The sequence below is a fragment of the Sinorhizobium psoraleae genome (assembly GCF_013283645.1).
GTDB classification, from domain to species: domain Bacteria; phylum Pseudomonadota; class Alphaproteobacteria; order Rhizobiales; family Rhizobiaceae; genus Sinorhizobium; species Sinorhizobium psoraleae.
The window spans coordinates 196,986-221,235 of sequence record NZ_JABEKV010000006.1; the positions used below are offsets into that span (position 1 = coordinate 196,986).

A 24,250-nucleotide genomic window follows, 5' to 3' on the forward strand; every position below is an offset into this window, starting at 1 on the left:
TGGCCGCCGGTCCCTTGTTGCTAGGACTCGATGAACGCGAGCAGGTCAGGATTGATCACATCAGCATGGGTCGTCAGCATGCCGTGCGCGTAGCCCGCATAGACTTTAAGCGTGCCGTTCTTCAGGAGCTTCACGGCCAGTCGCGCGGAATTGTCGATCGGCACGATCTGGTCGTCGTCTCCGTGCATAACCAGCGTCGGCACCTCGACCTTCTTCAGGTCCTCGGTGAAATCGGTTTCCGAGAAGGCCTTGATGCCGTCGTAATGGGCCTTGGCGCTGCCCATCATGCCCTGGCGCCACCAGTTCTGGATCACGCCGGTCGAGACCCTCGCGTCGGGGCGGTTGAACCCATAGAAGGGACCGCTTGGGAGATCGAGGAAGAACTGGGCGCGGTTTGCCGCGAGCTGGGCGCGCAGACCATCGAACACTTCCATCGAAAGCCCGCCGGGATGGGCTTCCGTTTCGAGCATGATCGGCGGCACCGCGCCTACCATCACAAGCTTCGCGACCCGCCCGGCACCATGGCGGGCGACGTAGGCGAGTGCCTCGCCGCCGCCGGTGGAGTGGCCGATGTGGATGGCGTCGCGCAGATCGAGTTGCTTCGTAAGCGCAGCGACGTCCGCCGCGTAATGCGCGATATCGTGGCCGTCGCTGACCTGGGTCGAGCGACCGTGACCCCGGCGATCGTGGGCAATCACGCGATAGCCCTTGCTCACGAAGTAAAGCATCTGCGCGTCCCAGTCGTCTGACGAAAGCGGCCAGCCGTGATGGAACACGATGGGCCGGCCCGAGCCCCAGTCCTTGTAGAAGATCTCGACGCCGTCTTCTGTCTTGATGAAGTTCTGAATCATGGAAACCTTTCCTTGCTTGGTTCGAGGTAGAGTTATCGGCCGCGAAGGCGCGGTGGCCGCGAATCGCGATCAGGGGGCAAATACGAAGGCTTTCCGAAGCGGCGCGGCGCTAAAGCCGCGGATCAGAGTGTGGGGCTGTAATTCAGAGGAACCCAGTCGAAATTGTCGCTGTCCGTGCCGACGTGGCCGATACCCGGGAAACGCGTATGGGCGCCAGCAACGAGGTATCCCTCTCTGACGGCCTCGGCGAAGGCAGCATCGCGCGCGGTTGCGGCCGCCGCCTGGTCCTCATCGAAGCCGATCGTCACGTCCGGTTCGTCGAATTGTACGACGTCACCATGGGTGATATCGCCCCAGAACACCAGCTTCTGGCCCCGGCTTTCGACGGCGACTGCGCTGTGGCCGGGAGTGTGGCCGGCACGCAGGGTCGACGTGAAGCCCGGCACCGGTTCGGCCCCATCCTCAAAGGTCTTCAGCCGGCCGGCATCGCGGTATGGCGCAAGTGCCTTAACGGCTGCGGCGAACAAGTCCTTTTTCGCCTCCGGCGCGGCGTCGCGGTTGGCGGCACTTAGCCAAAAATCAGCATCGCGCTTGTTGACGTGGACCGTCGCATTGGGAAAGACGATCCCATCGCCCGCAACGAGGCCGCCCAGATGATCCACGTGGGCATGGGTGAGAATGATGTCGTCGATCTGCTCCGGCTGATAGCCAGCGGCGACGAGGTTCGGAATGAGCTTGTCGAGCGTCGGTCCGAAGAAGGTACCGGTGCCGGCATCGATCATCACCAACCGGTCATTTGTGTTGACCAGAAAGGCATTGACCGACAGCTCAACTGGCGAGTCGAGAAAAGCCTTCGTGAGCATGGCGGCGATCTGGTCTTTGGCACCAATATAGAGGGTCTCTGCCGGAAACTTCGCCGTTCCGTCGGAAAGCGCGGTGATCTCGAAGTCGCCCAGCATCATGCGGTAGTAGCCTGGGGCCTCGGTCTTGACTTGCGGCGCCTTCGCCGTCGCGCTGAGCGGCGCAAGCGTCGTCATCGCCGTCGCGGCCAGCATGAGGGACAGCGTTCCCTTGAGTACCGTTCTGCGAGTAGTCATCCTTCTCTCTCCTAAGCCGTTATTTAAGCGACGCCGGACAGACCACTGCCGTAGTGGCAGCTCTGCCCCTCATCCCATCGCACCTAAAACTTTAAGGACTGCCCCCGGATCAATCTTGTCGGTTCCGTTTGTGTTTTGAATAAAGCACCCGCGCCGCACGCGAATGTTCGCGTTCAGTTTCGGCCGAGATGAGGAAGATCTATCGACAAGAGATGGTTCACGACGGGCGCCTCCGGACCCTTGTGGAAACGGCGGACTTCCTGCTGAACGTCAGCGTCCGCCTTCGAGACGCGCCGGTGCTGCCGGAGGTGCTCGGCCCAGGATTCGACCATGAACCACTCGACAACCCTTTCCGAATCGGCGGCGTCCTCGGTAACGCCCCAACCATAGGCGCCATCACGTCGACGCTCCCCGGCGAGCCTGGCGAGCGCCTTCAGAAAATCGCTCCGATCGTTTTCGTCGACCCGGTATTCGATCGTAACGAGCACGGGACCGCGATCATGTTCGACGGGCGCAGCCGTAAGAGGCTCGGGCCAGTGGTTGGATGCCACGAGATCCGCCTCACCCTTTGGCAGCTTGACGAGATGAAAGATGAGCCCGGCCAGGGCAAGTCCGACGGCGCCGAGGACAAGTGTCGTTGGAACGCCGGCGACCTCGGCGACGGCACCCCAAGCGAGGCTCCCGGCGGTCATCGCACCATTGAACACCGTGAGATAGACGGCGAGCGAACGTCCCCGAACCCAATTCGGCAGGATCGATTGTGCGGCCCCGTTCAGTGTGGTGAGCGCCGTGATCCAGGCAGCTCCCAGCGCAAGGAGAGCCACAATGGCGAGCCATCGAGGCGGCGCGAAGGACAGCCCAGCCATCACCGCAGCCGTGACGAGCGCCGAACCGAGCAATAGCGCGTCCGCATCGAGCCTTGCGCGAAGTTTCGGCATGACCAGCGCACCGCCAATGGCACCGGCGCCGACCGCACCAAGCAACACGCCGTAAAAACCGGCGTCGCCGCCGAGAAGATTGCGGGCGACCAGGGGCAGAAGTGCCCAAACCGAACTCGAGAAAGCGAAGAATGCAGCCGCCCGGAGAAGCACGACATGCAGCTCTCTGCTCGCCCTCGCGTAGCGTAGACCGGAACGGAATGCTCCGAAGAAGTGTTCGGACAGGCCGTCGTCGAAATCGGGGGTGCGCCTCCACCAGATGAGGGCAGCGACGACGAAGAAATAGCTGATGACGTCCACGCCATAGGTAAAAGCCGCGCCGAACCAGGCAAGCAGCAAGCCACCGACCGCTGGACCGATCGCTCGGGAGATATTGATCCCGAGCGAGTTGAGCGCTACGGCACCTTTCAGATCCTGCTTCGGGACAAGTTCGGGAACTATGGCCTGCCAGGTCGGCGCCATCAACGCCGCTCCAATGCCGCCGACGAAGGTGAGCGCAATCAGAGACGTGACAGTCTGCAGCCCGATCGCAGACAACATCATGAGGCAGACACTGGTCGCGGCAAGCAGAAGCTGTATTGCGATCAGGAACTTGCGGCGGTCCAGAATGTCCGACAGGACACCTGCAGGTATCGCGAGAAGAAAGATCGGAAGTGTCGCGGCTGCCTGAACGGCCGCGACCGCGGCAGGGGCATTCGAGAGGTCGGTGACAAGCCATGAGCTTGCGACATCGCGAATAAAGCTGCCGGTATTGCCGATAATGGTCGCCATCCAAAGAATGGCGAAAGTCTTCTGGCGAAGCGGCGTGAACCCGCCTCCTGCCGGCTGGATCGCAGATTGAGAACTCATGAAGTTCGTCCCTTTCCGGACGGGCCATGTTCACGCAGGTCGTGCCATGCGACCAGAGTGAACGCGCCAACGAGCCCGACATGTTCGAAGAAGCCATTCATCGTCATTGATCGCTCCAGGCCAGGCGGGAGCTCCCAGAAGCGAAAAGCCAGGAACGTTGCCGTTAGCGTGAAGACGGCCAAACCCGTTGCCGCAGCCCACCGAAATACGCCAAACACAATCAGGGCAGACATGGACAGTTCAAAAAGAATCACTCCGATCGCGAACAGCGGCGCGGGCAGCAATCCGAAGTGCTCCATCTCGGCTATCGCGCCTCCAAAGTCGAAAATCTTCACGAGCGGTCCTTGGATAAAGGCAGAGCAGAGCGCGAGCAGCGCCAATGACCGCAGGATCGGCGCGGTGAAGACCGGCCGCACGACGGCGGCGAGTTTCGCTTCCAGCGAGGCGGCCATCATCGGTCCTCTCCTTTTACACTGCCCAGCACGAGCAACCGAGGGCGCCGAAGAAGCCCTTCAGGTCGGCGACGGGCAATCTCGAAGTCCAGGCGCCGGCATGATCATGGCCGTGGACACCGCAACCGTTGGCGCAGCCGCAGGAGGCGATCGCAGTTCTTCTGAGCGAATTTCGGCCTGCTCCTTCCGGCTCGCCCCACGCGGCATAGCCGCCATAGGTTCGGACAGGTGACCAGTCCGGCATTGCCGGCGGCAGCGGATTTTCATCGAGGCCGGTAAATTCATCCGCCGCATAGACGATCCTCCCGCCGACCATCGTAAGGTCGGAGGTGAGGAACGAGATCTCATCCTCGGCACAGGCGAAGTAGTCCTTGCTCGGTACGATCAAGTCGGCGAGCTGGCCCTTCTCGATACGTCCCTTCCTGCCCTCCTCGTTGGAGAACCACTGCACCTTCTCCGTCCACATGCGGAGCGCCGCCTCGCGGTCGAGGCAATTGGCGCGTGGATAGAGCTGCATGCCGCCGACGGTTTTGCCCGTCACGAGCCAGGAAAGCGACACCCACGGGTTATACGAGGCAACCCGCGTGGCATCGGTGCCGGCTGAGACATTGACGCCCTTCTCAAGCATGCGTGCGACGGGCGGCGTCGCCTCGGCCGCACCGTGACCGTAGCGCTCGACGAAATATTCGCCCTGATAGGCCATGCGATGCTGTACGGCGATGCCGCCGCCAAGCGCGGCGATCCGATCGATCGACCGGTCGGAGATCGTCTCGGCGTGGTCGAAGAACCAGTTGATGCCTGAAAGCGGAATGTCCCGGTTGACCTTCTCGAAGACGTCGAGCGCGCGGCTGATCGTCTCGTCATAGGTGGCGTGCAGGCGCCAGGGCCAGCGGTTCTCGGCGAGGATTCGCACCACTTCCTCAAGCTCGCCTTCCATTTCAGGCGGCAAGTCGGGGCGCGGCTCGCGGAAATCCTCGAAATCGGCAGCCGAGAAGACCAGCATCTCGCCGGCGCCGTTGTGGCGGAAGAAGTCGTCGCCCTGCTTGTATTTGACCGACGAGGTCCATTTGAGGAAATCCTCCTTCTCCTCCTTCGGCTTCTGCGTAAAGAGATTGTAGGCGAGCCTCACCGTCATCTGCCCTTCATCGGCGAGCTTCTGGATGACGGCGTAGTCATCCGGGTAATTCTGGAAACCGCCCCCCGCATCAATGACGCTGGTGACGCCGAGGCGGTTGAGCTCCCGCATGAAGTGGCGAGTCGAGTTGACCTGATATTCGAAAGGAAGCTTCGGCCCCTTGGCAAGCGTCGAATAGAGAATGCCCGCATTCGGCTTGGCGAGCAGGAGGCCGGTGGGATTGCCCTTGGCATCACGAGTGATCTCGCCGCCCGGAGGGTTCGGTGTCTCCTTGTTGAAGCCTACAGCGCGAAGCGCAGCGGCGTTGAGTAGAGCGCGGTCGTAAAGGTGCAGCAGGAATACGGGTGTATCGGGGGCGATCGCGTTGAGCTCGTCGATCGTGGGAAGCCGTTTTTCGGCGAACTGGTGCTCTGTGAAACCGCCGACGACGCGCACCCATTGCGGTGGCGGCGTGACAGCGACCTGTCGCTTCAGCATGTCCATCGCATCGGAAAGAGTGCGGACCCCGTCCCACCGCAGTTCCATATTGTAGTTCAGACCGCCGCGGACGACATGGGTGTGATTGTCGTTCAGCCCCGGCAGCACGCGTTTGCCCTTGAGGTCGACGACCTTTGTGCCCGGCCCGGCAAGGGCCACGATCGTCCTGTCGTCACCGACGGCCAGGAAACGGCCATCCTTGATCGCGACCGCGGTTGCAATTGGATTGGCGCGATCAAGGGTGGTGATGAGGCCGCGGTGAAGAATCAGATCGGGCGTCATGGAGGTCTCTCCGGTCGATTGGGGATCGGCGGCTCGAGCCGGTGAGAAGAGGGCCGGCAGAGCAAGGCTCGATGCCGCACCAAGGAACGAGCGTCGCGTCGGCATCAAGTGAGCTCCCGCTTCGATAGCTGATCGGGTGCAGCCGCGTGAGAATGATCGGCCCCGGTCGGCAGTTTCCCGAAAACATGCGGGACGCAGCGGCTGTGGAACCAGGAAACGTTCACGGGACTGCCGGACATCAGACGCTTGGCGAAAGGTACCGCCTGCTCGCCGAGGAGGATGCCCAAGAGTCCCACCAGGGCGACGACAGGCGGCGCCGGTGAGCGGACATTCAAGAGAGCATAGATGGCGCCGACGAGAAGCCCGGCCCCGAGCGAAAGGAGATACATCTTCATCGTCAATCCCTTTGACGGATGACCGTCGCCACTCCGACCGCGCGAGCACGGGCAGAGCGGCGCTCGGCTGAGCAGCCCAGTGGTGATCAGTGGCCTTCGGAGGCGCCGAACATCGTTTTGGCGTAGATGATGCCAAGACCATAGGCGCCACCGAACTTCTTCGCGATGCCGGTGGTCATCTCGTAGGTCTCGGCCCGCGCCCAATCGCGCTGCAGCTCGAGCATGTACTGGAGCGACGTCATCGGCCGGATACCGGCCTGGACCATACGGTCCATGGCGCGCTCATGCGCTTCATCCGACACGTCGCCGCAGGCATCCGCGATCACATAAACTTCGAAGCCCTGGTCCAGCGCCGAAAGGGTGGGACCGACGATGCAGACCGAGGTCCACAGACCGCAGAAGACGAGGCGATTCTTGCCGATGCCATTGACCTCCTCGATCACCGCGGTGTCTTCCCAGGTGTTCATCGAGGTGCGGTCCAAGAGCTTCTGTCCCGGAAATGCCTCGGTGATCTCGGAGAACATGGGGCCGGAGAACGTCTTCTCGGCGACCGTCGTCAGGATGGTCGAGACACCGAAGCCCGCTGCGGCGTTGGCTACCAGCGCGGCATTGTTGCGCAACAGAACGGCGTCGATCGATTTTGTCGCAAAGGACATCTGCGACTGGAAGTCGATCATGATAAGCGTGTGATCCTTCGGCGAAACGAGAAGTTTTCCGGGTGTCGGGGTCGCGTTCAGAGTCATGGTCCTGCCCTTTCTTTGACTGCTGGAATTACAGCGGAGAGAGCCCGACTATGCCCAGTACAACGGTCTCGTTCTTGTAACCAAAGATGCCTTTTTGTAGATTTTGATCGTGGCGGTTTCGCTCGCGAACGAGCCGGCAACGGGGCGGCGGGCCCTTCTCTGTTTCCCCAAGTCACGTTGCCGGTTCACGACTTCCGATGCCTTCGCCAGACGCCCGGCGTGGTGCCTGTGGCCTGGACAAAGGCACGCGTGAAATGGCTCTGGTCCGAAAAACCACAGACGGTGGCGATCTCTCTCAATGGTGTCTCGGTGAACTGCAGCAAATGGCTGGCCTTGTCGATGCGCTGCTGCGACAGCCATTGGTGCGGCGTCTTCCCCAAGGTTTCCCGAAAGGCCCGGAGGAACGTTGCCTGCGACAATTGGCATGCCTCGGCCAGTTCTTCGATCGTCAGGTCGCCGGATAGCCGACTTTGGGCGAGCTCCCTGAGCATCGCCTGAGAGCGCGAGGACAGCGTGCGTCCCCTGCCCGTCATGACGGCGCGAGCATTCCCGTACTGCTGCACGATGTGAATGCCGATTGCGACAGAGAGTTGATCGACGAAGAGGGCGCTCCTGTCGGCGCGCCCATCGACGGTTGCAAACAACGCAGCCAACATGCCGCCGAGGACCGGGTCGGAACGCTCGGCGATGGCGTGCAATTCGGTGACACCTTTAACATCCGCCCCGTCGGCAATCCGCTCGAGCGCGCTATGGCTGACTTCCAGAAGCATGAAGTCGAAGGAACCACGGAGGTCAGCCTGATAAGAGTCCGAGAAGCTCCTCACATAGATCGAGTTCTCCTCGAAATCATGGACCGTCGAATGACGCTCCCTGAAGATGCGACGCCTGTGGCCGCCGGACACCGAAAGCCCGATCAGATAGCCGTGGCCAGTCGCCGGCGTGCTCACTCGGCCAGGAGGCGCACTCGCCGAACGCTTGCGGTGGAACGTCATGTTGCCGCCGTCGATCCTGCGGTCCTCGTCGAGCCTCTCCAGGGAACAGCCGAGGCTGTCGCGTGGTCGAGGATCGGCAATGATTGAAGACAGACTCGTCATTCCCCTCGTGCCTCTTGCAAATGAACCGATCTGGCGGGGCGATTCGGAACAAACGAGCCATGAGGTCCCGGCGCCGACCGCAGAGTCGAGCTTTCTATCATAAAACGTCGCTGCATCATCGCTGCAGCCGATTCATTCTTCTTGTATGAGACACACGCGTTTTGAATGAATAAGCCACCCGCGTCCGGAGCCAACCGTCAGCTGGAAAGCTGGTCCATCACAGGTCCTGCAGCCCGGTTCTTCCGTCTGAAGCGTGCCGGCGTTTCGCCTGTCAAGCTAGTGAAGACGCGCGTCATATGGCTTTGGTCGGCAAAGCCGCAGCTGACCGCGACTTCCACAATCGGCAGATCCTGAAGCAAAAGTTCCTTGACCCGCGCGATCCGATAGTCGGTCAGCCATCTTGAAGGCGTGCGTCCGAAGCTTTCCTTAAATGCCTTGTTGAAGTAGCTGCGCGAGAGCTCGCATAGGCTCGCCAGTTCTCTAAGCGAGAATGGCTTGTCGAAGTGACTCGCCAGGAATTCCGTCGCCAGTCTTTCCTGCCACGGAGCGAGGGTCCCCTTCTTGTCCGCCGGAAAGTGCAATCCGCCATAGGTTTGGCTCAGATGTGCGAGTACGGCGAGGTTGATCTGCTCTAGAAAGAGGGGACTGGCAGTCCGTTGATTGTCGAGCGACGGCAAGAGGGCCTGAGCAAGACCGTACATGACGGGATCATTGCGGCCTTGCACGCAGGCGAGCGTCAGGTATTCGTTCCGCCCCATTTCCTGCGCAAAGGCACGCATCCGGGCAAAGGGAATCTGGAAACGAACATTGTCGAACGGCGAAAGATGCTGGCACTGCCATTGATCCCGAAGGTCGGTAATCGCGAGCGAAGCCCGGGCATGGCCGCCTTCATAGACAAGCTCGCCAGCCTTCCACAAACGATGGGCATCGAAGTCACGTAGCTGCACAACCACACTGAACGCTTCCGCTCGGGGTATTGCTGGGGCAACCTTCAGGTCGTAGCGGTCGGAATAGGTTCTGGTGACTGTTATGTCGCCTGAAGCGATCGATCTGACGACCGGGCTGGGCACATTTGCGGCGCTCAGTTCTTGATGCAAGGTCATCGGTGAGTCTCCGATTTCCGGCGTAGCCCGGTACGCCGTGCAATGATACCAAGGGAGTCACAGCTACTTGTAATCGACGTCGCGGGAATGCCCTCATTATCATACTTCGGGCCATTTCCCCGTGACAATCGATCTCTCATTGCAGCCATCGTGCTCGCCACTCAGAGGGGGTCACGCCTGTTACGCGGCGAAAACCCCTGCGGAAACGGTCCTCGTCGATGAAACCACAACGCCTGGCAATTTCCCCCAGGGGCAAGGCCCGCGCGGCGAGATACTGCTTGGCCTGGCCGATGCGATAGCGCGACAGCCATTGAGACGGGGACAATCCGGTAATCGCCTTGAATCTCTTGACGAAGTCCCGAACAGACAGACCGGCCGCAGACGCCGCGGCGGCCATTGGAAAATATTCGCCGTAATGATCAATCATGAAATCCTTGGCAGCCTTTTCCTGCCAGACGGAGAGCCCCGTCATCGTAGCACCGGGCTCGCTGAGATCGGCATAGGAGTGAAGCAGGTGGGCGCAGATTGCAATTGCTATGTGTTGGAGGACCGGACTTTGGCCACCTCCTCGCTGCTCGAAGAAAGGAAGCAGGGCCGTCCCGAGATTTCGTATGACATCGTCGTCCTCACCCCTCCGGCATCTGAGCCTGGTTGCTCGTGGGGCATGCGAAAATTCGGACACTTCGCGAAATAGCTTTCGCGGCAGGTAGAAGGCCAGCGAATCGAGGTCGCTTAGAAGCCGGATGCGAGCGCCATGCGTCAGATCAACGAGGCAAATGGAACCCTGGCGGTAGCGCCTGACCTCGCTTTCGGTATCGTCGACCGCCACATCGCAGTGGAGTGCATCGCTGAGATAGAGCATCAGAAAGTAGGCGTCATCAGGCGGCAAGCACACCGAACGATTTGCGCTGCGGTTCAGCCGGCACTCTAGGCGGGTCACGGAAAATCGAGCGTCGCGAACTGGGCGGGCCAGCAGCCAAGGGGACTGCGGCGCGCCGAAAAAGACTCCCACCCCCTCTTCGGCAATCGTCCTGAAATTCACCTTCCACCTCCCGGATCATGCAATTGGCGGTTCGCGAGCTTCGGGCATAGCCGGGCTCATCGACACAACGGGTCGGCTCCGCGGAAGTTTCCCGCGAATAACAACACGCGTTTCTCGCGACTTATCCGAAGAGGCGTTATTGGCCATTTGCGCAGGCAACATATGTGCTCGACCACTGGATTTCTTGCATGATTTGATCCCCGTTTGCCCGGAACTCGCTCCTTAGCGAAAGAGCGGACGGCGCGGTCGGTGCGACTTCTACAGCGGACGAGTTTGCGCAACATATCTTTCGAAGATGTCCGAGAATCTGGCGACCCTCATCGGCAGGTTCTCGTGTCGTGAATAGTAGGGCGTCAGCCGGAACTCGGGCGGCTCCTACTCGCGAGGCTGGCGACGTGCGGCTGATCTCGATCGAGAGGGTGTGAAAACACCGCTGTGTGTGATGGCCGATGACGACTGCTTTTTGCACGTGCGGTGACGGCATGCGCCGTCCGCCGAGCGTGGTCAGCCGGCGATCGCCTCCATCAGCGGCTTGACGCCGAAGACATTGATCATCCGCTTCATGTTGAAGCCGAGCAGCTACAGGATCATCTCGGTTTTGACCTGTTCGAGGGTCTCCGGGCGGGAATTGGGCACCACCCATCCGCCGAGAGGTTCCGACGAGAAGCAAATTTCGTGGAGCTTATCGAGGGCGGCGGCCGCCATCGCACCTTACAACGTGCCCGACAAAAGCCCCGGTGGCAGCATCAGATAGGTGAGCAGCGTCGCAATCGCGCACGGTGCCCACGATCCGCCCAGGCCAGGCCAGCGGGCATGGTCCTGCGTCGCTTTTGCTGGCAGGCATTTGACTTAAGCCTTCGCTAATGCTACGGGTGAGTAATCGTTAACCCTTGGGTGAAGCCGTGACTGTCTCCCTCAACGACATTGCCGAACGCGCGGGCGTCTCCGTCAAGACGGTTTCCGGTGCCCTGCATGGAGGCTCGGCCCGTATGGCTGAGACGACCAGGCAGCGCATCAAGGAGATAGCCGAGGAACTCGGCTACGTCACTAATCTCGCCGCGCGCAGCATGCGGCAGGGCTGGATGCCGCTGATCGGCGTCGTTGCCGACGAGTTGATCACCTCGCCCTTCGCGACGGAAATCATCCGCGGGCTCGACGGCGCGGCGCGAGCCTCTGACATGGCCGTCTTTGCGATGACGCTGAACGGGAGCCGCGATGTAGGCGCGGTGATCGAAGAAGTGCGCCGCTTTCGGCCGCGGGCGATCGCTTATGCCGCCATGTACCACAAGACGGTCGCGCTGCCGGAGGAGTTTGCTGAGACGGTCGGCGTGATGATCAATTGCCGCGAAGCGAACGACCGGGTGACCTCACTGGTACCGGATGAGTTTGGCGCCGCCCGTGACATCACCAGCTACTTGGTCGAGGCTGGACGGAAGAATATCGCGTTTATCAACCTGCCCGGTCTGCTCGCCGGCGAATTGCGCGAGGCCGGGTTCCGACAGGCGATCAATGAGGCGGGCCTCAATGGCGCCGGCGCCCGCGTGTTGCCGGCTGTTCGCAGAACGATTTACAGCGACAGAGCGCACAGCCTCGTTCTTTCCCACATTACCGAGCTGATGAGTGGACCGGACCGTCCGGATGCTATCTTGTGCGGCAACGACCGTGTGGCCATGGAGGCCTATGCGGCGCTGCGTCGTGTTGGCGCACAAATCCCCGACGATGTCGCCGTGGCCAGCTTCGACAATCAGGTCGATATTGCATCCCGCCTCGATCCGCCCTTGACGACCATGGCCCTTCCGCATCGTGCGATGGGCCGGCTGGCCGCCGACATCCTGCTTGCCGGCGATACGACACCGGGCGAGTTGCACAAGCTTCCGTTCCAGCTGGTGGAGCGGTCATCCGTATAAAACAGTAGCCACGTAAAACCCGTTGAGGAGGAGAAGCAGTAATGGGTAATCGATTACTTTCATTCCTAATGGCATCTTTCACGCTCGGAGGCCTGGCCGAAGCAAAAACCGTCATTCACGTGATGCACCAGGGCGACCCCGGCTGGGTCTCGACCTACGGCGAAGTCGCCAAGCGCTTCGAGGCCGCCAACCCGGATGTCGACATCGAGCTCATCTATGCTCCCCACGACGCCTATAACGAGAAGTTCAGCGCCGCCGTCATGTCCAAGCAGTTGCCGGACGTCATGGAACTCGACGCGCCCTTCCTCGCTAACTATGTCTGGTCGGGCTACCTCCAGCCGATCAAGCCCTTGATCGACCAAGACATCATCGACGACATGACCGAGTCAAACGTCGCGCAGGGCACCTATCCGATCGACAACGAGCTCTACGCCGTTGGCCTCACCGACTCTTCGGTCGTGCTTTACGGCAACAGGAAATATCTGGAAGCGATCGGCGCCCGCATCCCGAAGGGCGTGGACGACGCCTGGACGCGGGAGGAGTTCGAAGGCTACCTCGAAATGCTCTCTAAACTCGAGGGCGTCAAATGGCCGATCGACACGTTTCGTGGCTACGGCATCAAGACCGAGTGGATCACCTATGCCTACGGTCCCATCCTGCAATCTGCGGGCTGCGACCTCATCGAACGCAAGACCTGGAAATCCGTGGGCACACTCGACAGCGATGCTTGCGTCGATGCGCTGACGATGATGCAGAAATGGGTGAAGAACGGCTGGGTCGTGCCGCAATCCTCCGGCACCAACCAGTTCTTTGCGGAAGGCCATCCCGCAGCGCTCGCGCTCGGCGGTCACTGGTTCTATGCCGAGGCCGCGGCTTCGATGAAGGACGACATCGTCGTCATGCCGCTGCCGAAGTTTGGGCCGAAGGGTGCGAGCCCGAACGGCACCTGGATCTGGGGCATCACCACCGCGTCCGAGCATCCGGAAATCGCCGGCAAGTTCGTCAGCTTCATGCTCAAGGACAAGGCACTGCGCGATTATGCGAAGGAGGATTCCGCCTATCCCGGTTTGAAGAGCTTCGCCGCCGATTCGCCCCTTTACGCTAACGGGGGCCCGATGGCCATCGCCTTCGAGCAGGCGTCAAAGACGGCGATCGCACGGCCGCCGCATCCGGCCTATCCGATCATCACCTCGGCCTTCATGGGAGCAGTCGATGAGATCTTCAATGGCGGCGACGTCAAGACGGCGCTGACCGCCGCGGCCGAGAAGATCGACGAGGACATCGAAGAAAACGACGGCTACCCGCCCTTCGACGAGCAGCAATAGCGCTTGCAAGCGGCCGCGTGGCACGCCAATGCCGCGCGACCGCTTCAGCCGATCGACAAGCAACGCATCCTGAAATGAGGAGGAGATCATGACCCTGCAGCAACCGGCGCTGCCGGCGACGGCTGTCGCGACGCGCCCCGCCCGGCGAAGAGACAGGGCCCGCCTTTTCCAGGAAATCGGCATGCTTGCGCCAGCCGTGGCGCTGCTGACGATCTTCCTCGCCGTGCCGTTCCTCCTGTCGTTCTGGACGGCGATGACCAACCAGCCACTGGTGCCCCGACCGACGCCGGTCCGCTTCATCGGGCTCACCAACTTCCTGCGCATCTTCAAGGACGATCTGTTCTGGACATCGCTCTGGAACGTCTCGCGCTTCACCTTCTGGATCCTGCCGGTGCAATGCGGCCTTGCCTTCGCCAGCGCACTGCTGCTCCACCAGAAGCTGCCGCTCCGCAATTTCTTCCGTGGTCTGTTCTTCCTGCCGGCAATCACCTCGATGGTCGTCGTCTGCGTCATTTGGGGAACGCTTTTCCAATATCCGACCGGGCCATTTAACCAGGTGATCGGCGTCCTTTCCGGCGGCCGCATCCAGCCGATCGACTGGCTCGGCGACCCCAACTGGGCGATGTTCTCTATCGTCCTTCTGTCGGCCTGGCAGGGCTATGGCTTTCAGATGATCGTCTATCTCGCAGGCCTGCAGGGCATTCCCGATGAACTCTATGACGCGGCCAGGATTGATGGCGCCAATGCCTTCCAGCGCTTCTGGCACGTGACCATGCCGGGTCTCAGGCCGACGCATGTCTTTGTGCTGGTGATCACCACTATACAGGCCTTCAAGCTCTATACCCAGGTTGCGATCCTGACCCAGGGCGGCCCGAGGAGCAGCACCGAAACAGTCGTGCACTACATGGTGCGCACCGGTTTCGAAGAACAGAAGCTTGGTTATGCCTCGGCCGTCTCGGTCATTCTCTTCCTCATCGTTCTCGTCATCGCGCTCGTTCAGCGCCAGCTCCTGAGGCGTTTCGATGTCTGATCTCGCCATCCCCACACTGCAGACCGAGGCACAGCGCGAGCGCTCCGCGATCGGTTCGCTGCGCCTTTTCCAGACAGCCTGCATTCTCGTCATTGCGTTGGTGATCGTGTCGCCGCTGTTCATGCTGCTGATCGCCAGCCTGAAGGACGACCGCTTCCAGATTCTGGCCGATATGGGCAGTTTCCGCGCCTTCTGGGTATCCAACCCGACGCTCTCGAACTTCGCCGAGGTGAGCAACCTCTCCGGCGAGCTCGCCTTTGGCCGCTACCTTCTGAACTCGCTGTTCATTCTTGGCTGCACAGTGGGAGCCGGTCTGATCGTCAACTCGATGGCCGGCTTCGTGCTCGCCTGGGGTACGTTGCGCGGCCGCGCCCTGGTCCTGTCGCTGGTCATCGCCCTCTACGTGATTCCCCAGGAAAGCATCATCATGCCGCTCGTCATCATGGTGTCGCGTGCCGGGATGACCGACACTTTCGCGGTGCAGATCGTGCCTTGGGTCGCCAGCCCGCTTTATATCTTCCTGTTCTACCAGTTCTTCGCCCAGCTTCCGAAGGAGCTCTTCGAAGCAGCCGAGATGGACGGTGCTTCGGTGTTTCGAATCTATCGTTCGATCTTCCTGCCGCTCAGCCTGCCGGCCCTCGCCACCGTCTCGATTCTAATGGGGATCGAGAGCTGGAACCAGTATCTCTGGCCGATCCTGGTGACGCAGACCGACTATGCCCGGCCGATTGCCGTCGCCATCGCCACCTTCTTCGGTCAGGACAGCATCTATTGGGACCGCGCCATGGCAGCCTCCGTCCTGATGATGATCCCGATCCTCGCCCTCTATCTCGCCTTCCAGCGCTGGTTCGTAAGTTCCTTTGTTGGCTCCGCCGTGAAAGGTTGATCAATGACAAGTCATGCACGCCTCTCCTCACCCCTCGACGGCAGCCTGAAGACGCTGAGCGCCACATTCCCCGCCGGCACTACGCTCCATGCGTGGCTGAGGCCAGTCGATGCGGTTACGCCGGCCGAACTCATAGCGAGCCAGGACGGACAGCAAATCGGCCGCCTAACGGCACGAAACACCGAGGAGTTCGAGTTCCGGGCGCTGGTGATCGAAACAGCCGGCGAAACTTCATTTAGTTACGACGCCGCGAGCACGAGCCTCTCGGTCGTCTATGCCTTTTCGGAGGCTGACGTTATGGAAAAGGGCATCGTTGTCCTTTACAGCGGTGAGGCCAATTCCACACCCGCCGTCGCTGACAGCTATCATTTCCGTCCACCGTTCGGCTGGATGAACGATCCGAACGGTTTCGGCCGTTTCGGCGACAAGGTTCATCTCTTTTACCAGCACTATCCCCACAGCCTGCGTTGGAACACGATGCATTGGGGCCATGCGGTCGCGGACGACTATCTCCACTGGAAGCACCTGCCGATGTTCCTGTTCCCGTCGGCGGAACTCTCTGCTCGCGCGGACGGCCGCGGCGGCGCCTTCTCCGGATCGGCAATTTCGCTTGCTGGAGAGGAGGCCGGGATTCGTGTTTTCTTCACCGAACAGGTCAAAGACCGCCAGCCGGAAGAGCAGATCCAGTTGACCGCCGTCAGCGGTGACCAGATCAGCGCCGGCCCGGCGGAGATCATTCTGCCGGAACGGCCGGCCGGCCTCGACCTGACGCTCGATTTCCGTGACCCGTATGTGATCAGGGGCCCGGATGGCCGCTGGAAGATGCTGCTCGGCAGCCGCGATCACGCGGGAGGAGTGATCCTGCTCTACGAGACCGCCGATCCGGACGCCGCGGATGGCTGGAGGTTCGTCGGCATTCTTCACCGCGAGAACCGCTTCGGCATGACGGCGGCCGAATGCCCATGCATCGTCCCCCTCGGTGGTCCCGCAGACGATCCGGAAACTCGTTGGGCACTGATCTTCGGACTGCTTACCAGCCGCGATCCGGCAACCGCGCGACGCAATATAACCCTTGCGACAGTCGGCCGCTTCGACGGCCGTATCTTCGTCAAGGAATTCGAGCAGGAACTCGACTTTGCAACCGATGCCTATGCCTTCCAGGCCTTTGTCGACCATTCCGGCCCCGTAGGCATCGCGTGGCTGGCAAACTGGACGGAAATTTCGAAGAGGATCGATTTTCCAACCGCCATGACGCTCCCGCGCCGGGCACTGCTCGAAGACGGTGTGTTGCTGACGCCGCCTGTCGAGGCAGTCGCGGGTTTGCGCCAAGACTTGATCGACGAGCGCCGGCTGCTTTCCGGAGACAAGATTGAGTTCGCCAACGGAGCCGTCGAGATCGTCATCGATCTCGCGGCCCCCGGCGCGGCCTTCGATCTCGAATTCGATCATCCCGACGTCGAGCTCGGTGTAAGGCTCGATCCGGAGGGCCTGAGCATCGTCTACGACCTTCCCGACGGCAAATTGCTACCCCGCTACCTCGCGTCGGGGGCAACGCCCTCGACCCTTCGCATATTCCTCGACATAGGCTCGATCGAGGTCTTTGCCGACAACGGTCGCTGGACCGGAACCAAGCGCTTGCCCGGATTTGCAGGCGTCCATTCCGCCTACCTCAGCGCACCAAAAGGTCACATCGCCGCCGCCAGCATCTGGCAGCTCAAGCTTTAGCAGACACTCAAGGGAGGAAATTCATGGCATCCGTCTCGATCGATCAGGTTCGCAAACAATACGGCGCCGTCCCGGTGATTCATGACATCTCCATGAACATCGAGGATGGTGAGTTCGTCACTCTCGTCGGCCCCTCCGGCTGCGGCAAGTCGACTCTCTTGCGCATGCTGGCCGGGCTCGAGGACATCAGCGGCGGCGAGATCCGCATCGGTGGCCGCGTCGTCAACGACGTAGCTCCAAAGGAGCGCGACATCGCCATGGTCTTCCAGAGCTACGCACTCTATCCGCACATGACCGTCGCGGAAAACATGGGCTTCGCGCTGAAGCTGAAGGGGCAGGACAGAGCGACGATCGAAAAGAGCGTCCGCGAAGCGGCCGACATCCTGGCGCTCGGGCCTCTGCTCGATCGGCTGCCGAAACAGCTTTCCGGCGGCCAGCGTCAGCGCGTGGCAATGGGACGGGCGATCGTCCGCCAGCCGCAGGTCTACCTTTTTGACGAGCCGCTGTCGAACCTCGACGCCAAGCTGCGCGTCACGATGCGCGCCGAAATCAAGGAACTGCATCAGCGGCTGAAGACGACCACGGTCTACGTCACCCACGACCAGATCGAGGCGATGACGATGGCCGACCGGATCGTCGTGATGCGCGGCGGCAAGGTCGAGCAGATCGGCAAACCGCTCGAGCTCTACGACCGTCCAGCCAACATCTTCGTCGCAACCTTCATCGGCTCGCCGGCGATGAACCTCTTCGAGGGGGCGGTCAACAATGGGCAGTTCGTCACCGATGGCGGGGTAGCGCTTCCAATGCCTGAGGGCTATCAAGGCGCGACGGCAGCGGTCTACGGCGTCCGGCCGGAACATCTGACGATCGTCGATGAGGGTGCACCGGCTAGCGTGGTCGTGGTCGAGCCGACCGGATCGGAAACGCATGTGCTTGCAAAGCTCGGATCTTCGGACGTGAACATCGTGCTGCGCGACCGAGTCAACCTGCAGCCTGGCCACCCCATCAAGATCAATCTCGACATCAGAAGGATTCACCTGTTTACAGCTCATGGCACCCGCGCAAACTGATCGAGGTGGGACCGACGGCGCATGCCCCTGATTAATGCGGACCACGTGCGATCGACCATCAGATCGCACACGTAGGTTCTATTCGGGACATTGCCCGTTGTTTATCCTTTGACCGGCGGATCAATGCGGTCAAAACACTCCTGCGGCCTATAAGTGCGGCGACGGCGCTGGCGGCATCAAGTTCCACGATCTGCTTGATTGAGAGAGCCCGCCCGATTGCGCTTATTTTCCCTCGAAGCTGCTCCTCCTTGCGCGCGCCCATATAAGGCAGGAGACGGTCCGACAGTGGATGAGCAAATTGAGCGCTACCTGCGGCACACTCTTGCTGGTCTCCTTTGGGTGGCCTAGCGGTTCGAGCGCTACTGACGACTTCTGTCGGAGTCGCCATTACGCTGCGTTGGGATACCCCTTCAGGAGCGGCGATTGCTCCAGCGTCTTGATGATGTACTCAATGAAGGCTCGAACCCGATGCGGCAGTGGCCCGCCGCCGACATAGATGGCGTGGATCAATTCGAGGTCGCCTGGATTGCACTCCTCGAGCAGAGGCACGAGCCTTCCGGCGGCAATATCGGTGGCGACGTGAAACAGTCCCAGCCGGGCAATGCCGGCTCCGGCAAGCACCATCTGCTTCATCGTCTCGCCATTGTTGACGACCAAGCTTCCGGTGACCGGCTGGGCGACTTCCCGGCCCTCATACAGGAAGGGCCAAGACGGGCGTTCGCGGCGAAAGTTAAAGGTCAGACAGTCATGACGATCTAAGTCGGCCGGCGTTGCGGGTCTTCCTTTGCGCTCGAGGTAAGAGGGAGCGGCGCATACGACACGCCTGCTCTGCCCGAGCTTTCGCGCGATTAGACCGCTGTCCGGCAGGTTTCCCATGCGAATGGCCACGTCCGTCTTCTCGGCCACCAAATCGACGATACCATCAGTGAAGCTCAGATCGACGATCAAATCAGGGTTGCGCTCGATGAAAGCGGGCATGGCCGGCGCCACAAACATGGTGCCGAATGGAATCGTGGCGTTCACCCGAAGCCGGCCACGAACGGCACCACCGGACACTTCCTGATCGGCATCGTCCAGAGCCTGTATGACCTTGAGCGCGGCATGATGAAAAGCTTCGCCTTCTTCGGTCAGCGTCAGCGCGCGCGTCGTGCGCATTAGAAGGCGAGTGCCAAGCCTTGCTTCCAGACGCGCGATCAGTTTGCTGACCGCTGACGGCGTGATGTCGAGGCTGCGCGCGGCTGCCGAGAAACCGCCCTCCTGCACGACCCGCGCAAACACCTCCATCTCGCCAGACCGTTCCATGAGAATGCGCGGCACTGATGATCTCCATTCACAGGTGCATGTCCATCTGGGGCAATAGTTCCGCTGGTTCTCAGATCATAGATTGCGTTCGGACACAATCTGGAGCCACGTTATGGACTTACAACTGACCGATAAAACCGCTCTCGTCACCGGCGCCACCGGCGGCATTGGGCTCGCAATCGCCCGCGCTCTCGCCCTCGAAGGCGCAGAAGTGATTATCACCGGCCGCGACCAGCTGAAACTCAACAAAGCAATCGCCGATATCAGGACGGCCGGCGGCGAGGCTGTCACCGGCGTTCTCGCAGACGCTGCCACCGCTGAAGGCGCGGCAATCATCGCCAAGGCTGCACCGTCGGTCGATATCCTGGTCAATAATCTCGGAATTTACGAAAGCAAGGACTTCGTCGCCATCACCGATGCGGACTGGAGCCAGCTCTTCGAGGTGAACGTGATGAGCGGCGTGCGCCTTTCGCGCGCTTACCTGCCCGGCATGCTGGAGCTGAACTGGGGTCGGATCATCTTTATCGCGAGCGAGTCCGGTCTCGCCATTCCGCCTGATATGATCCACTACGCGACCACCAAGACGGCGCAACTGTCGGTCTCGCGCGGCTTGGCGCAATTGACGCGCGGCACCAACGTGACCGTCAATGCGGTGCTGCCGGGGCCGACCCGTTCGGAAGGCATCGAAGCCTTCCTGCGCAGCCAAGCCAACAATCCATCTGCTCCGATCAAAGAGATCGAGGCGGAATTCTTTGCCACTGCGCGCTCCGCTTCGATCCTGCAGCGGATGGTGGAGGCAGAGGAAGTCGCAAATCTCGTCACCTATCTCGCCAGCCCGCGCTCGTCGGCCACCAATGGCGCAGCCCTGCGCGCCGAAGGCGGCCTCGTCAACACGATCGCTTGAGAGGAGAGCTCAATGTCCAACTCCCCGCTTACAATCATTGCCATCACCACCGCCAAACCCGGCATGGAGACGGCGCTTGGGGATGCCCAGGAAAAGCTGGTCGCCGAAACACTCATGGAGGACGGCTGCCTGCGGTACGAACTGCACCAGTCTCTCGATGACGGCCGCGTTCGCATCTTCGTCGAAAACTGGAAGACGGAAGCCCAGTGGCGTGCCCACATGGAAGGCGCTGCCATGCAGCGATTTCTGGCAAGCGGCGTCGGCGACTATTTCGCGGATTTCTCGCTGCATCGGCTGGTGAAGGTCGCCGGCTGAAACAGCCATGTCACTCCCATTCACAACACGATTTTTGAAGCATGCAGAGACAAGCCGATGAAACACCTGCGTCACCTCGCCATCACCCTTGCCCTCAGTTTCAGCGGCGCTAGCGCCCATGCGGCAAACGTGCTGGTGGTTCTTTCCGATTCAGACCACCTCGAGCTCAAGGATGGCAAGGTCTTCGAGACCGGCTTTTACCTCAACGAACTAATGCAGCCGGCCAAGGCGCTGCTCGATGCCGGTCACGAGATCACCTTTGCCACTCCGAAGGGCACCGCTCCGTCCGTCGACAAGACGTCCATCGACAAGATGTATTTTGGCGGCGACGAAGGCGCAATGAAGGCAAGCCAAGCGCTGCTCGACAAATTGCGCCTGTTGTCGAGCAGCGCATCTCCCGTTGTCAGTCTCGCGCGGGTTGAGCGGATCGGCTACGACCATTTCGATGCCGTCTATGTGCCTGGCGGCCACGCCCCGATGCAGGATCTTCTCGTCAGTCCCGAACTTGGCAAGTTGCTGAGGCATTTCCATGATCGCGGCAAAACGACCGCGCTTGCCTGCCATGGCCCGATCGCGCTCATCTCGACACTGCGGGACCCGAACGCTTTCACCACACAGCTTGAAGCCGGAGACGCGGCGAAAGCAGAGGGTAAATGGATCTATGCAGGCTACAATCTGACTGTCATCAGCAATGAGGAAGAGGATATGGCCAAGGGATTGCTCGGCGGGGGCGAGATGAAGTTCTATCCGCAGGATGCTCTCACTCAAGCCGGCGGTCGGTATAGTCGGTCCGAGGCGCCCTTTAGCGCACATGTCGTTACCGATCGGGAACTTATTACGGGCCAAAATCCGGCCTCCGCTCCGGCTGTCGCCCAGGAACTACTTAAGCGTTTGAAGTGAGAGCCGACTTCTCCAGCACAGGGTGTGGGTCAACATTTGTGCGCGTCTGCCGCGGGGACTGTCCTCAGCCCCACGTTGGCCCGCATCTCGGGAAGTCTGGCCCGTGCGGACAGAGTCCGCTGGCCGCACGGGCGCCCATGAGGTTTGACTGATCCCTCAGCTGACGCTCAACACGGCAGTTGAAGCAGTGAGCATCTCCCGGAAAAGCGCTAGACACCCAACTGCACCGGTCCCTTGACTGGCACGAAACTTAATGCGGCGGGCAGAGGCGGAAAAGGCGAATGACCGCTTGATCCGCAAACTAGCCGTCCGGCGCGTCGGCGTTGGACTTCCGCGATCCACCCGGACAATGGTGCCTACGCGATGAATGGCTCGATTAAGCCCAAAGGGGTCTCTGAAATTTGCAGGCAGCTACGGCTCAAGGACAATCGCCCTTGGCAGAAGGCAATTGCTGCCGAAAGGAGGCGTTAGTCTTTTCGGTGCGCTAGCCAACAGACCAGGGCCGAAGATATCCTTGGCCACTGCGCCATCCTTCATGGCCCTTCCCTTCTCAGAGACCAACCATCATTCCTATCCGTGGGAACGGGTGTCCAGAGTTCAGCTACCTTCGCGACCTACTCAGAGGCACACACTGTGGAGCCCTGGCGGCTGTCGCGAAGAAAAATGTGATGGACGAAAGGATGTACATGGCCGATCAACAAGTTTCGGAACGCTATCACGGCAGCGTCTCGGTAGGAACATTGAAAAACGGTGAGCAATGCGGATCGTCCCAAGCTTCTTTATCAGGTCAATGAGGTTCGGGAATGGGATAAACGAAACAAGGTATCATGCCGCGCGTCAAATCGACTCACCGGGAAACCACGTCAGGGAGCGTGATGCTCACGATCGGTCATTTTCGACCGCCCCAATCCCCTGCCCAGGCCTGATCCTCTGGAAGTATTCTCGTTTTTTTTACAGTTGGTTATACGAAGCACCCTGCGTCGTGCACAATGAGGTCGACGATCGGCCGCGGAGCCGAAGCGGCTGCTCCCGCTGATGCGCTCAGGGTGGCGAGAGAGCATTCTCGAGGAAACATTTCGCGAATGCGGCGGATTTCGTCGATAGCGGTCGTTTTTATCTAGGCTTCTAAATGACTTGTCTACCGGCTCTGCTTCGTTCCTACAACAGTTCGCGCCTTGGTCCTGCCTCAAGGCTGATCTTAGCCGACCGACCGCTGCTTCGCGCTCCAATTCCGCCAGTCGTTCTTCACAGATTGTTCCGAAGAGCCGGGTGAGAGAGTTGGTTCGCCCTATGAGCCAGCGAGTGCTTCCTCGGTGATCTCGAAGTGCATTGCGCCTGATGGGGAACAAAAGCGGCGAGGGTGAGATTGGATTCGTCTTCGCGTATTGCCGCGGTACTTAGCGATCTCAAAACAAATTAGGCTGACAGACAAGCGGTTGAACGTGTAGGTAGCGGTGGGATTTTCTGGGTCTAGGCGCAGACGACAGTGACGTGGCAACGTACAGAAGCGGCCGAACTCGGCTTTAGCCTCATCACACCTGCCAACGTATCAGGGCAGGTGATGACTTTTGCTGTCCACGTCACGGAATGGAAAAGAGCCTTTGTCCAGCAGTACTTCCCTGGCAGATGCTTTCGTTTCCTACCGAAGAATTTGAGTGAGCGCGATTTCGAGCACGTCTGGAAACCAACAATTCTCGCCCGCGATACAAGCGAGATCTTCGTCTGGGGTCCGGAACTACCGCCCGCTCTAGCCGCGCTCGCGACGGCGCGGAGCATCCCCGTTTGGTTCATGGAGGACGGCTTTCTCCGCTCGGCGCGCCCCAGCGCCAGCCGCACTGCTCCTCTTTCGCTGACGCTCGACCGCCGAACACCATATTTCGATTGCCGGCAGCCGTCCGATCTCGAAGTTCTGCTCATGACCTATGATTTCGTAGCAGACCAATCGCTAGTGGCGCGTGCCCGCGCGGGCACCAAACTTCTACTTGAAAGCGGTATCAGCAAATATAACAACGGTCGCATACGAACGACCGAAGAAGTCCTGGCGGACGACCGGCAACCGAACACGCGCCGCGGCCGGGGGCTCAGCCTGGAGGCACTTTTCGCGGGCGCCTATCTCCTCTATCCTCGCTACGTCGATCCCGAAACCGGAGAGCAAACGTCATTCGAAGCGACTGTTGCAGCAACACGAAGGCAAATCGAGGAGCCGGAGGCGACGTCTCCTGGAGGGCCGGGGTGGCGCGCGTGGGGCCTCTACGGCATTCTCGGCTGGCGCCACCTCCTGACCGCCGCCTTGGTGCCGGGCCATCCAGCGCGGTGGCAATGACCGCGATGTCGAAGATTTCAGGGCAGACCCAATCCAGTTCTTCCGCGGCCTTTCAGACCGGCGGCTCAGGGCCATCGGCCGCCTTCTCTATCCGTTCGGGTGACT

Annotated in this window: 20 protein-coding genes and 1 pseudogene; 10 read left to right on the forward strand and 11 right to left on the reverse strand. The window is 60.7% G+C overall.

Annotated elements, in window-relative coordinates:
• Positions 1 to 20 precede the first annotated feature (20 nt).
• The 10 genes from ILFOPFJJ_RS27755 to ILFOPFJJ_RS36280 all read right to left on the reverse strand — a co-directional run bounded on the left by ILFOPFJJ_RS27755 (position 21) and on the right by ILFOPFJJ_RS36280 (position 10,458).
• Complete coding sequence (locus ILFOPFJJ_RS27755; RefSeq protein WP_173513777.1) at positions 21 to 851, reverse strand: alpha/beta fold hydrolase; 831 nt, start codon at positions 849 to 851, stop codon at positions 21 to 23.
• Positions 852 to 973: 122 nt separating this feature from the next.
• Positions 974 to 1,948, reverse strand: a complete 975-nt coding sequence (locus tag ILFOPFJJ_RS27760; protein ID WP_173513778.1) for an MBL fold metallo-hydrolase — start codon at positions 1,946 to 1,948, stop codon at positions 974 to 976.
• A gap of 173 nt (positions 1,949 to 2,121) precedes the next feature.
• Positions 2,122 to 3,735: an MFS transporter gene (locus ILFOPFJJ_RS27765; protein ID WP_173513779.1), complete on the reverse strand. Its 1,614-nt coding sequence runs from the start codon at positions 3,733 to 3,735 to the stop codon at positions 2,122 to 2,124.
• Positions 3,732 to 4,190 carry a DoxX family protein gene (locus ILFOPFJJ_RS27770; RefSeq protein ID WP_173513780.1) on the reverse strand — a complete coding sequence of 153 codons (459 nt, stop codon included), beginning with the start codon at positions 4,188 to 4,190 and terminating at the stop codon, positions 3,732 to 3,734. The genes ILFOPFJJ_RS27765 and ILFOPFJJ_RS27770 overlap by 4 nt, the downstream gene beginning before the upstream one ends.
• Positions 4,191 to 4,203: 13 nt before the next feature.
• Positions 4,204 to 6,186 (reverse strand): amidohydrolase, encoded by a 1,983-nt coding sequence (locus tag ILFOPFJJ_RS27775; RefSeq protein ID WP_173513781.1) that lies wholly within the window; start codon positions 6,184 to 6,186, stop codon positions 4,204 to 4,206.
• On the reverse strand, positions 6,186 to 6,476 hold the full coding sequence (locus ILFOPFJJ_RS27780; RefSeq protein WP_173513782.1) for a XapX domain-containing protein: 291 nt from the start codon (positions 6,474 to 6,476) through the stop codon (positions 6,186 to 6,188). The genes ILFOPFJJ_RS27775 and ILFOPFJJ_RS27780 overlap by 1 nt, the downstream gene beginning before the upstream one ends.
• 86 nt (positions 6,477 to 6,562) lie before the next feature.
• Positions 6,563 to 7,213: a hydrolase gene (locus ILFOPFJJ_RS27785; protein WP_173513814.1), complete on the reverse strand. Its 651-nt coding sequence runs from the start codon at positions 7,211 to 7,213 to the stop codon at positions 6,563 to 6,565.
• Between the two features lie 191 nt (positions 7,214 to 7,404).
• Positions 7,405 to 8,313 carry an AraC family transcriptional regulator gene (locus tag ILFOPFJJ_RS27790; RefSeq protein WP_173513783.1) on the reverse strand — a complete coding sequence of 303 codons (909 nt, stop codon included), beginning with the start codon at positions 8,311 to 8,313 and terminating at the stop codon, positions 7,405 to 7,407.
• 197 nt (positions 8,314 to 8,510) lie between these two features.
• Positions 8,511 to 9,416 (reverse strand): helix-turn-helix transcriptional regulator, encoded by a 906-nt coding sequence (locus ILFOPFJJ_RS27795; RefSeq protein ID WP_173513784.1) that lies wholly within the window; start codon positions 9,414 to 9,416, stop codon positions 8,511 to 8,513.
• 136 nt (positions 9,417 to 9,552) lie between these two features.
• Positions 9,553 to 10,458 (reverse strand): helix-turn-helix transcriptional regulator, encoded by a 906-nt coding sequence (locus tag ILFOPFJJ_RS36280; protein ID WP_173513785.1) that lies wholly within the window; start codon positions 10,456 to 10,458, stop codon positions 9,553 to 9,555.
• A gap of 902 nt (positions 10,459 to 11,360) precedes the next feature.
• On the opposite strand from ILFOPFJJ_RS36280, the gene ILFOPFJJ_RS27805 reads away from it, so the two are divergent.
• The 6 genes from ILFOPFJJ_RS27805 (at position 11,361) to ILFOPFJJ_RS27830 (ending at position 18,401) form a co-directional block, all read left to right on the forward strand.
• Positions 11,361 to 12,365, forward strand: coding sequence for a LacI family DNA-binding transcriptional regulator (locus tag ILFOPFJJ_RS27805; protein WP_173513786.1), 1,005 nt, complete (start codon positions 11,361 to 11,363; stop codon positions 12,363 to 12,365).
• A 41-nt stretch (positions 12,366 to 12,406) separates the two neighbouring features.
• On the forward strand, positions 12,407 to 13,690 hold the full coding sequence (locus ILFOPFJJ_RS27810) for an ABC transporter substrate-binding protein (protein WP_173513787.1): 1,284 nt from the start codon (positions 12,407 to 12,409) through the stop codon (positions 13,688 to 13,690).
• A gap of 88 nt (positions 13,691 to 13,778) precedes the next feature.
• Entirely contained in the window at positions 13,779 to 14,720 is a 942-nt protein-coding gene (locus ILFOPFJJ_RS27815; RefSeq protein ID WP_173513788.1) for a carbohydrate ABC transporter permease, read from the forward strand.
• The gene (locus tag ILFOPFJJ_RS27820) at positions 14,713 to 15,606 is read left to right on the forward strand and encodes a carbohydrate ABC transporter permease (protein ID WP_173513789.1); all 894 of its coding nucleotides are present in this window, start codon (positions 14,713 to 14,715) and stop codon (positions 15,604 to 15,606) included. The genes ILFOPFJJ_RS27815 and ILFOPFJJ_RS27820 overlap by 8 nt, the downstream gene beginning before the upstream one ends.
• A gap of 3 nt (positions 15,607 to 15,609) precedes the next feature.
• Positions 15,610 to 17,331: a glycoside hydrolase family protein gene (locus ILFOPFJJ_RS27825; protein WP_173513790.1), complete on the forward strand. Its 1,722-nt coding sequence runs from the start codon at positions 15,610 to 15,612 to the stop codon at positions 17,329 to 17,331.
• Between the two features lie 23 nt (positions 17,332 to 17,354).
• Entirely contained in the window at positions 17,355 to 18,401 is a 1,047-nt protein-coding gene (locus ILFOPFJJ_RS27830; RefSeq protein ID WP_173513791.1) for an ABC transporter ATP-binding protein, read from the forward strand.
• Between the two features lie 387 nt (positions 18,402 to 18,788).
• Here the strand turns inward: ILFOPFJJ_RS27830 and ILFOPFJJ_RS27835 are convergent, their stop codons facing one another.
• Positions 18,789 to 19,718, reverse strand: a complete 930-nt coding sequence (locus tag ILFOPFJJ_RS27835; RefSeq protein ID WP_173513792.1) for a LysR family transcriptional regulator — start codon at positions 19,716 to 19,718, stop codon at positions 18,789 to 18,791.
• A 97-nt stretch (positions 19,719 to 19,815) separates the two neighbouring features.
• Between ILFOPFJJ_RS27835 and ILFOPFJJ_RS27840 the strand changes: the two genes are divergently transcribed.
• From ILFOPFJJ_RS27840 to ILFOPFJJ_RS27855, 4 genes and pseudogenes are all read left to right on the forward strand, one after another.
• Entirely contained in the window at positions 19,816 to 20,607 is a 792-nt protein-coding gene (locus ILFOPFJJ_RS27840; protein ID WP_173513793.1) for an SDR family NAD(P)-dependent oxidoreductase, read from the forward strand.
• Positions 20,608 to 20,619: 12 nt separating this feature from the next.
• On the forward strand, positions 20,620 to 20,922 hold the full coding sequence (locus ILFOPFJJ_RS27845) for a putative quinol monooxygenase (RefSeq protein WP_173513794.1): 303 nt from the start codon (positions 20,620 to 20,622) through the stop codon (positions 20,920 to 20,922).
• A 57-nt stretch (positions 20,923 to 20,979) separates the two neighbouring features.
• Positions 20,980 to 21,822, forward strand: a complete 843-nt coding sequence (locus tag ILFOPFJJ_RS27850; RefSeq protein ID WP_173513795.1) for a type 1 glutamine amidotransferase domain-containing protein — start codon at positions 20,980 to 20,982, stop codon at positions 21,820 to 21,822.
• A 1,561-nt stretch (positions 21,823 to 23,383) separates the two neighbouring features.
• Positions 23,384 to 24,248: pseudogene (locus ILFOPFJJ_RS27855) on the forward strand (capsular polysaccharide export protein, LipB/KpsS family).
• Positions 24,249 to 24,250: the final 2 nt, after the last annotated feature.

Bases quoted from the DNA above. Each gene is read 5' to 3' on its own strand.
- ILFOPFJJ_RS27755 (WP_173513777.1), bottom strand. From the start codon at position 851: ATGATTCAGAACTTCATCAAGACAGAAGACGGCGTCGAGATCTTCTAC.
- ILFOPFJJ_RS27760 (WP_173513778.1), bottom strand. From the start codon at position 1,948: ATGACTACTCGCAGAACGGTACTCAAGGGAACGCTGTCCCTCATGCTG.
- ILFOPFJJ_RS27765 (WP_173513779.1), bottom strand. From the start codon at position 3,735: ATGAGTTCTCAATCTGCGATCCAGCCGGCAGGAGGCGGGTTCACGCCG.
- ILFOPFJJ_RS27770 (WP_173513780.1), bottom strand. From the start codon at position 4,190: ATGATGGCCGCCTCGCTGGAAGCGAAACTCGCCGCCGTCGTGCGGCCG.
- ILFOPFJJ_RS27775 (WP_173513781.1), bottom strand. From the start codon at position 6,186: ATGCCGACGCGACGCTCGTTCCTTGGTGCGGCATCGAGCCTTGCTCTG.
- ILFOPFJJ_RS27780 (WP_173513782.1), bottom strand. From the start codon at position 6,476: ATGAAGATGTATCTCCTTTCGCTCGGGGCCGGGCTTCTCGTCGGCGCC.
- ILFOPFJJ_RS27790 (WP_173513783.1), bottom strand. From the start codon at position 8,313: ATGACGAGTCTGTCTTCAATCATTGCCGATCCTCGACCACGCGACAGC.
- ILFOPFJJ_RS27795 (WP_173513784.1), bottom strand. From the start codon at position 9,416: ATGACCTTGCATCAAGAACTGAGCGCCGCAAATGTGCCCAGCCCGGTC.
- ILFOPFJJ_RS27810 (WP_173513787.1), top strand. From the start codon at position 12,407: ATGGGTAATCGATTACTTTCATTCCTAATGGCATCTTTCACGCTCGGA.
- ILFOPFJJ_RS27815 (WP_173513788.1), top strand. From the start codon at position 13,779: ATGACCCTGCAGCAACCGGCGCTGCCGGCGACGGCTGTCGCGACGCGC.
- ILFOPFJJ_RS27820 (WP_173513789.1), top strand. From the start codon at position 14,713: ATGTCTGATCTCGCCATCCCCACACTGCAGACCGAGGCACAGCGCGAG.
- ILFOPFJJ_RS27825 (WP_173513790.1), top strand. From the start codon at position 15,610: ATGACAAGTCATGCACGCCTCTCCTCACCCCTCGACGGCAGCCTGAAG.
- ILFOPFJJ_RS27830 (WP_173513791.1), top strand. From the start codon at position 17,355: ATGGCATCCGTCTCGATCGATCAGGTTCGCAAACAATACGGCGCCGTC.
- ILFOPFJJ_RS27840 (WP_173513793.1), top strand. From the start codon at position 19,816: ATGGACTTACAACTGACCGATAAAACCGCTCTCGTCACCGGCGCCACC.
- ILFOPFJJ_RS27845 (WP_173513794.1), top strand. From the start codon at position 20,620: ATGTCCAACTCCCCGCTTACAATCATTGCCATCACCACCGCCAAACCC.
- ILFOPFJJ_RS27850 (WP_173513795.1), top strand. From the start codon at position 20,980: ATGAAACACCTGCGTCACCTCGCCATCACCCTTGCCCTCAGTTTCAGC.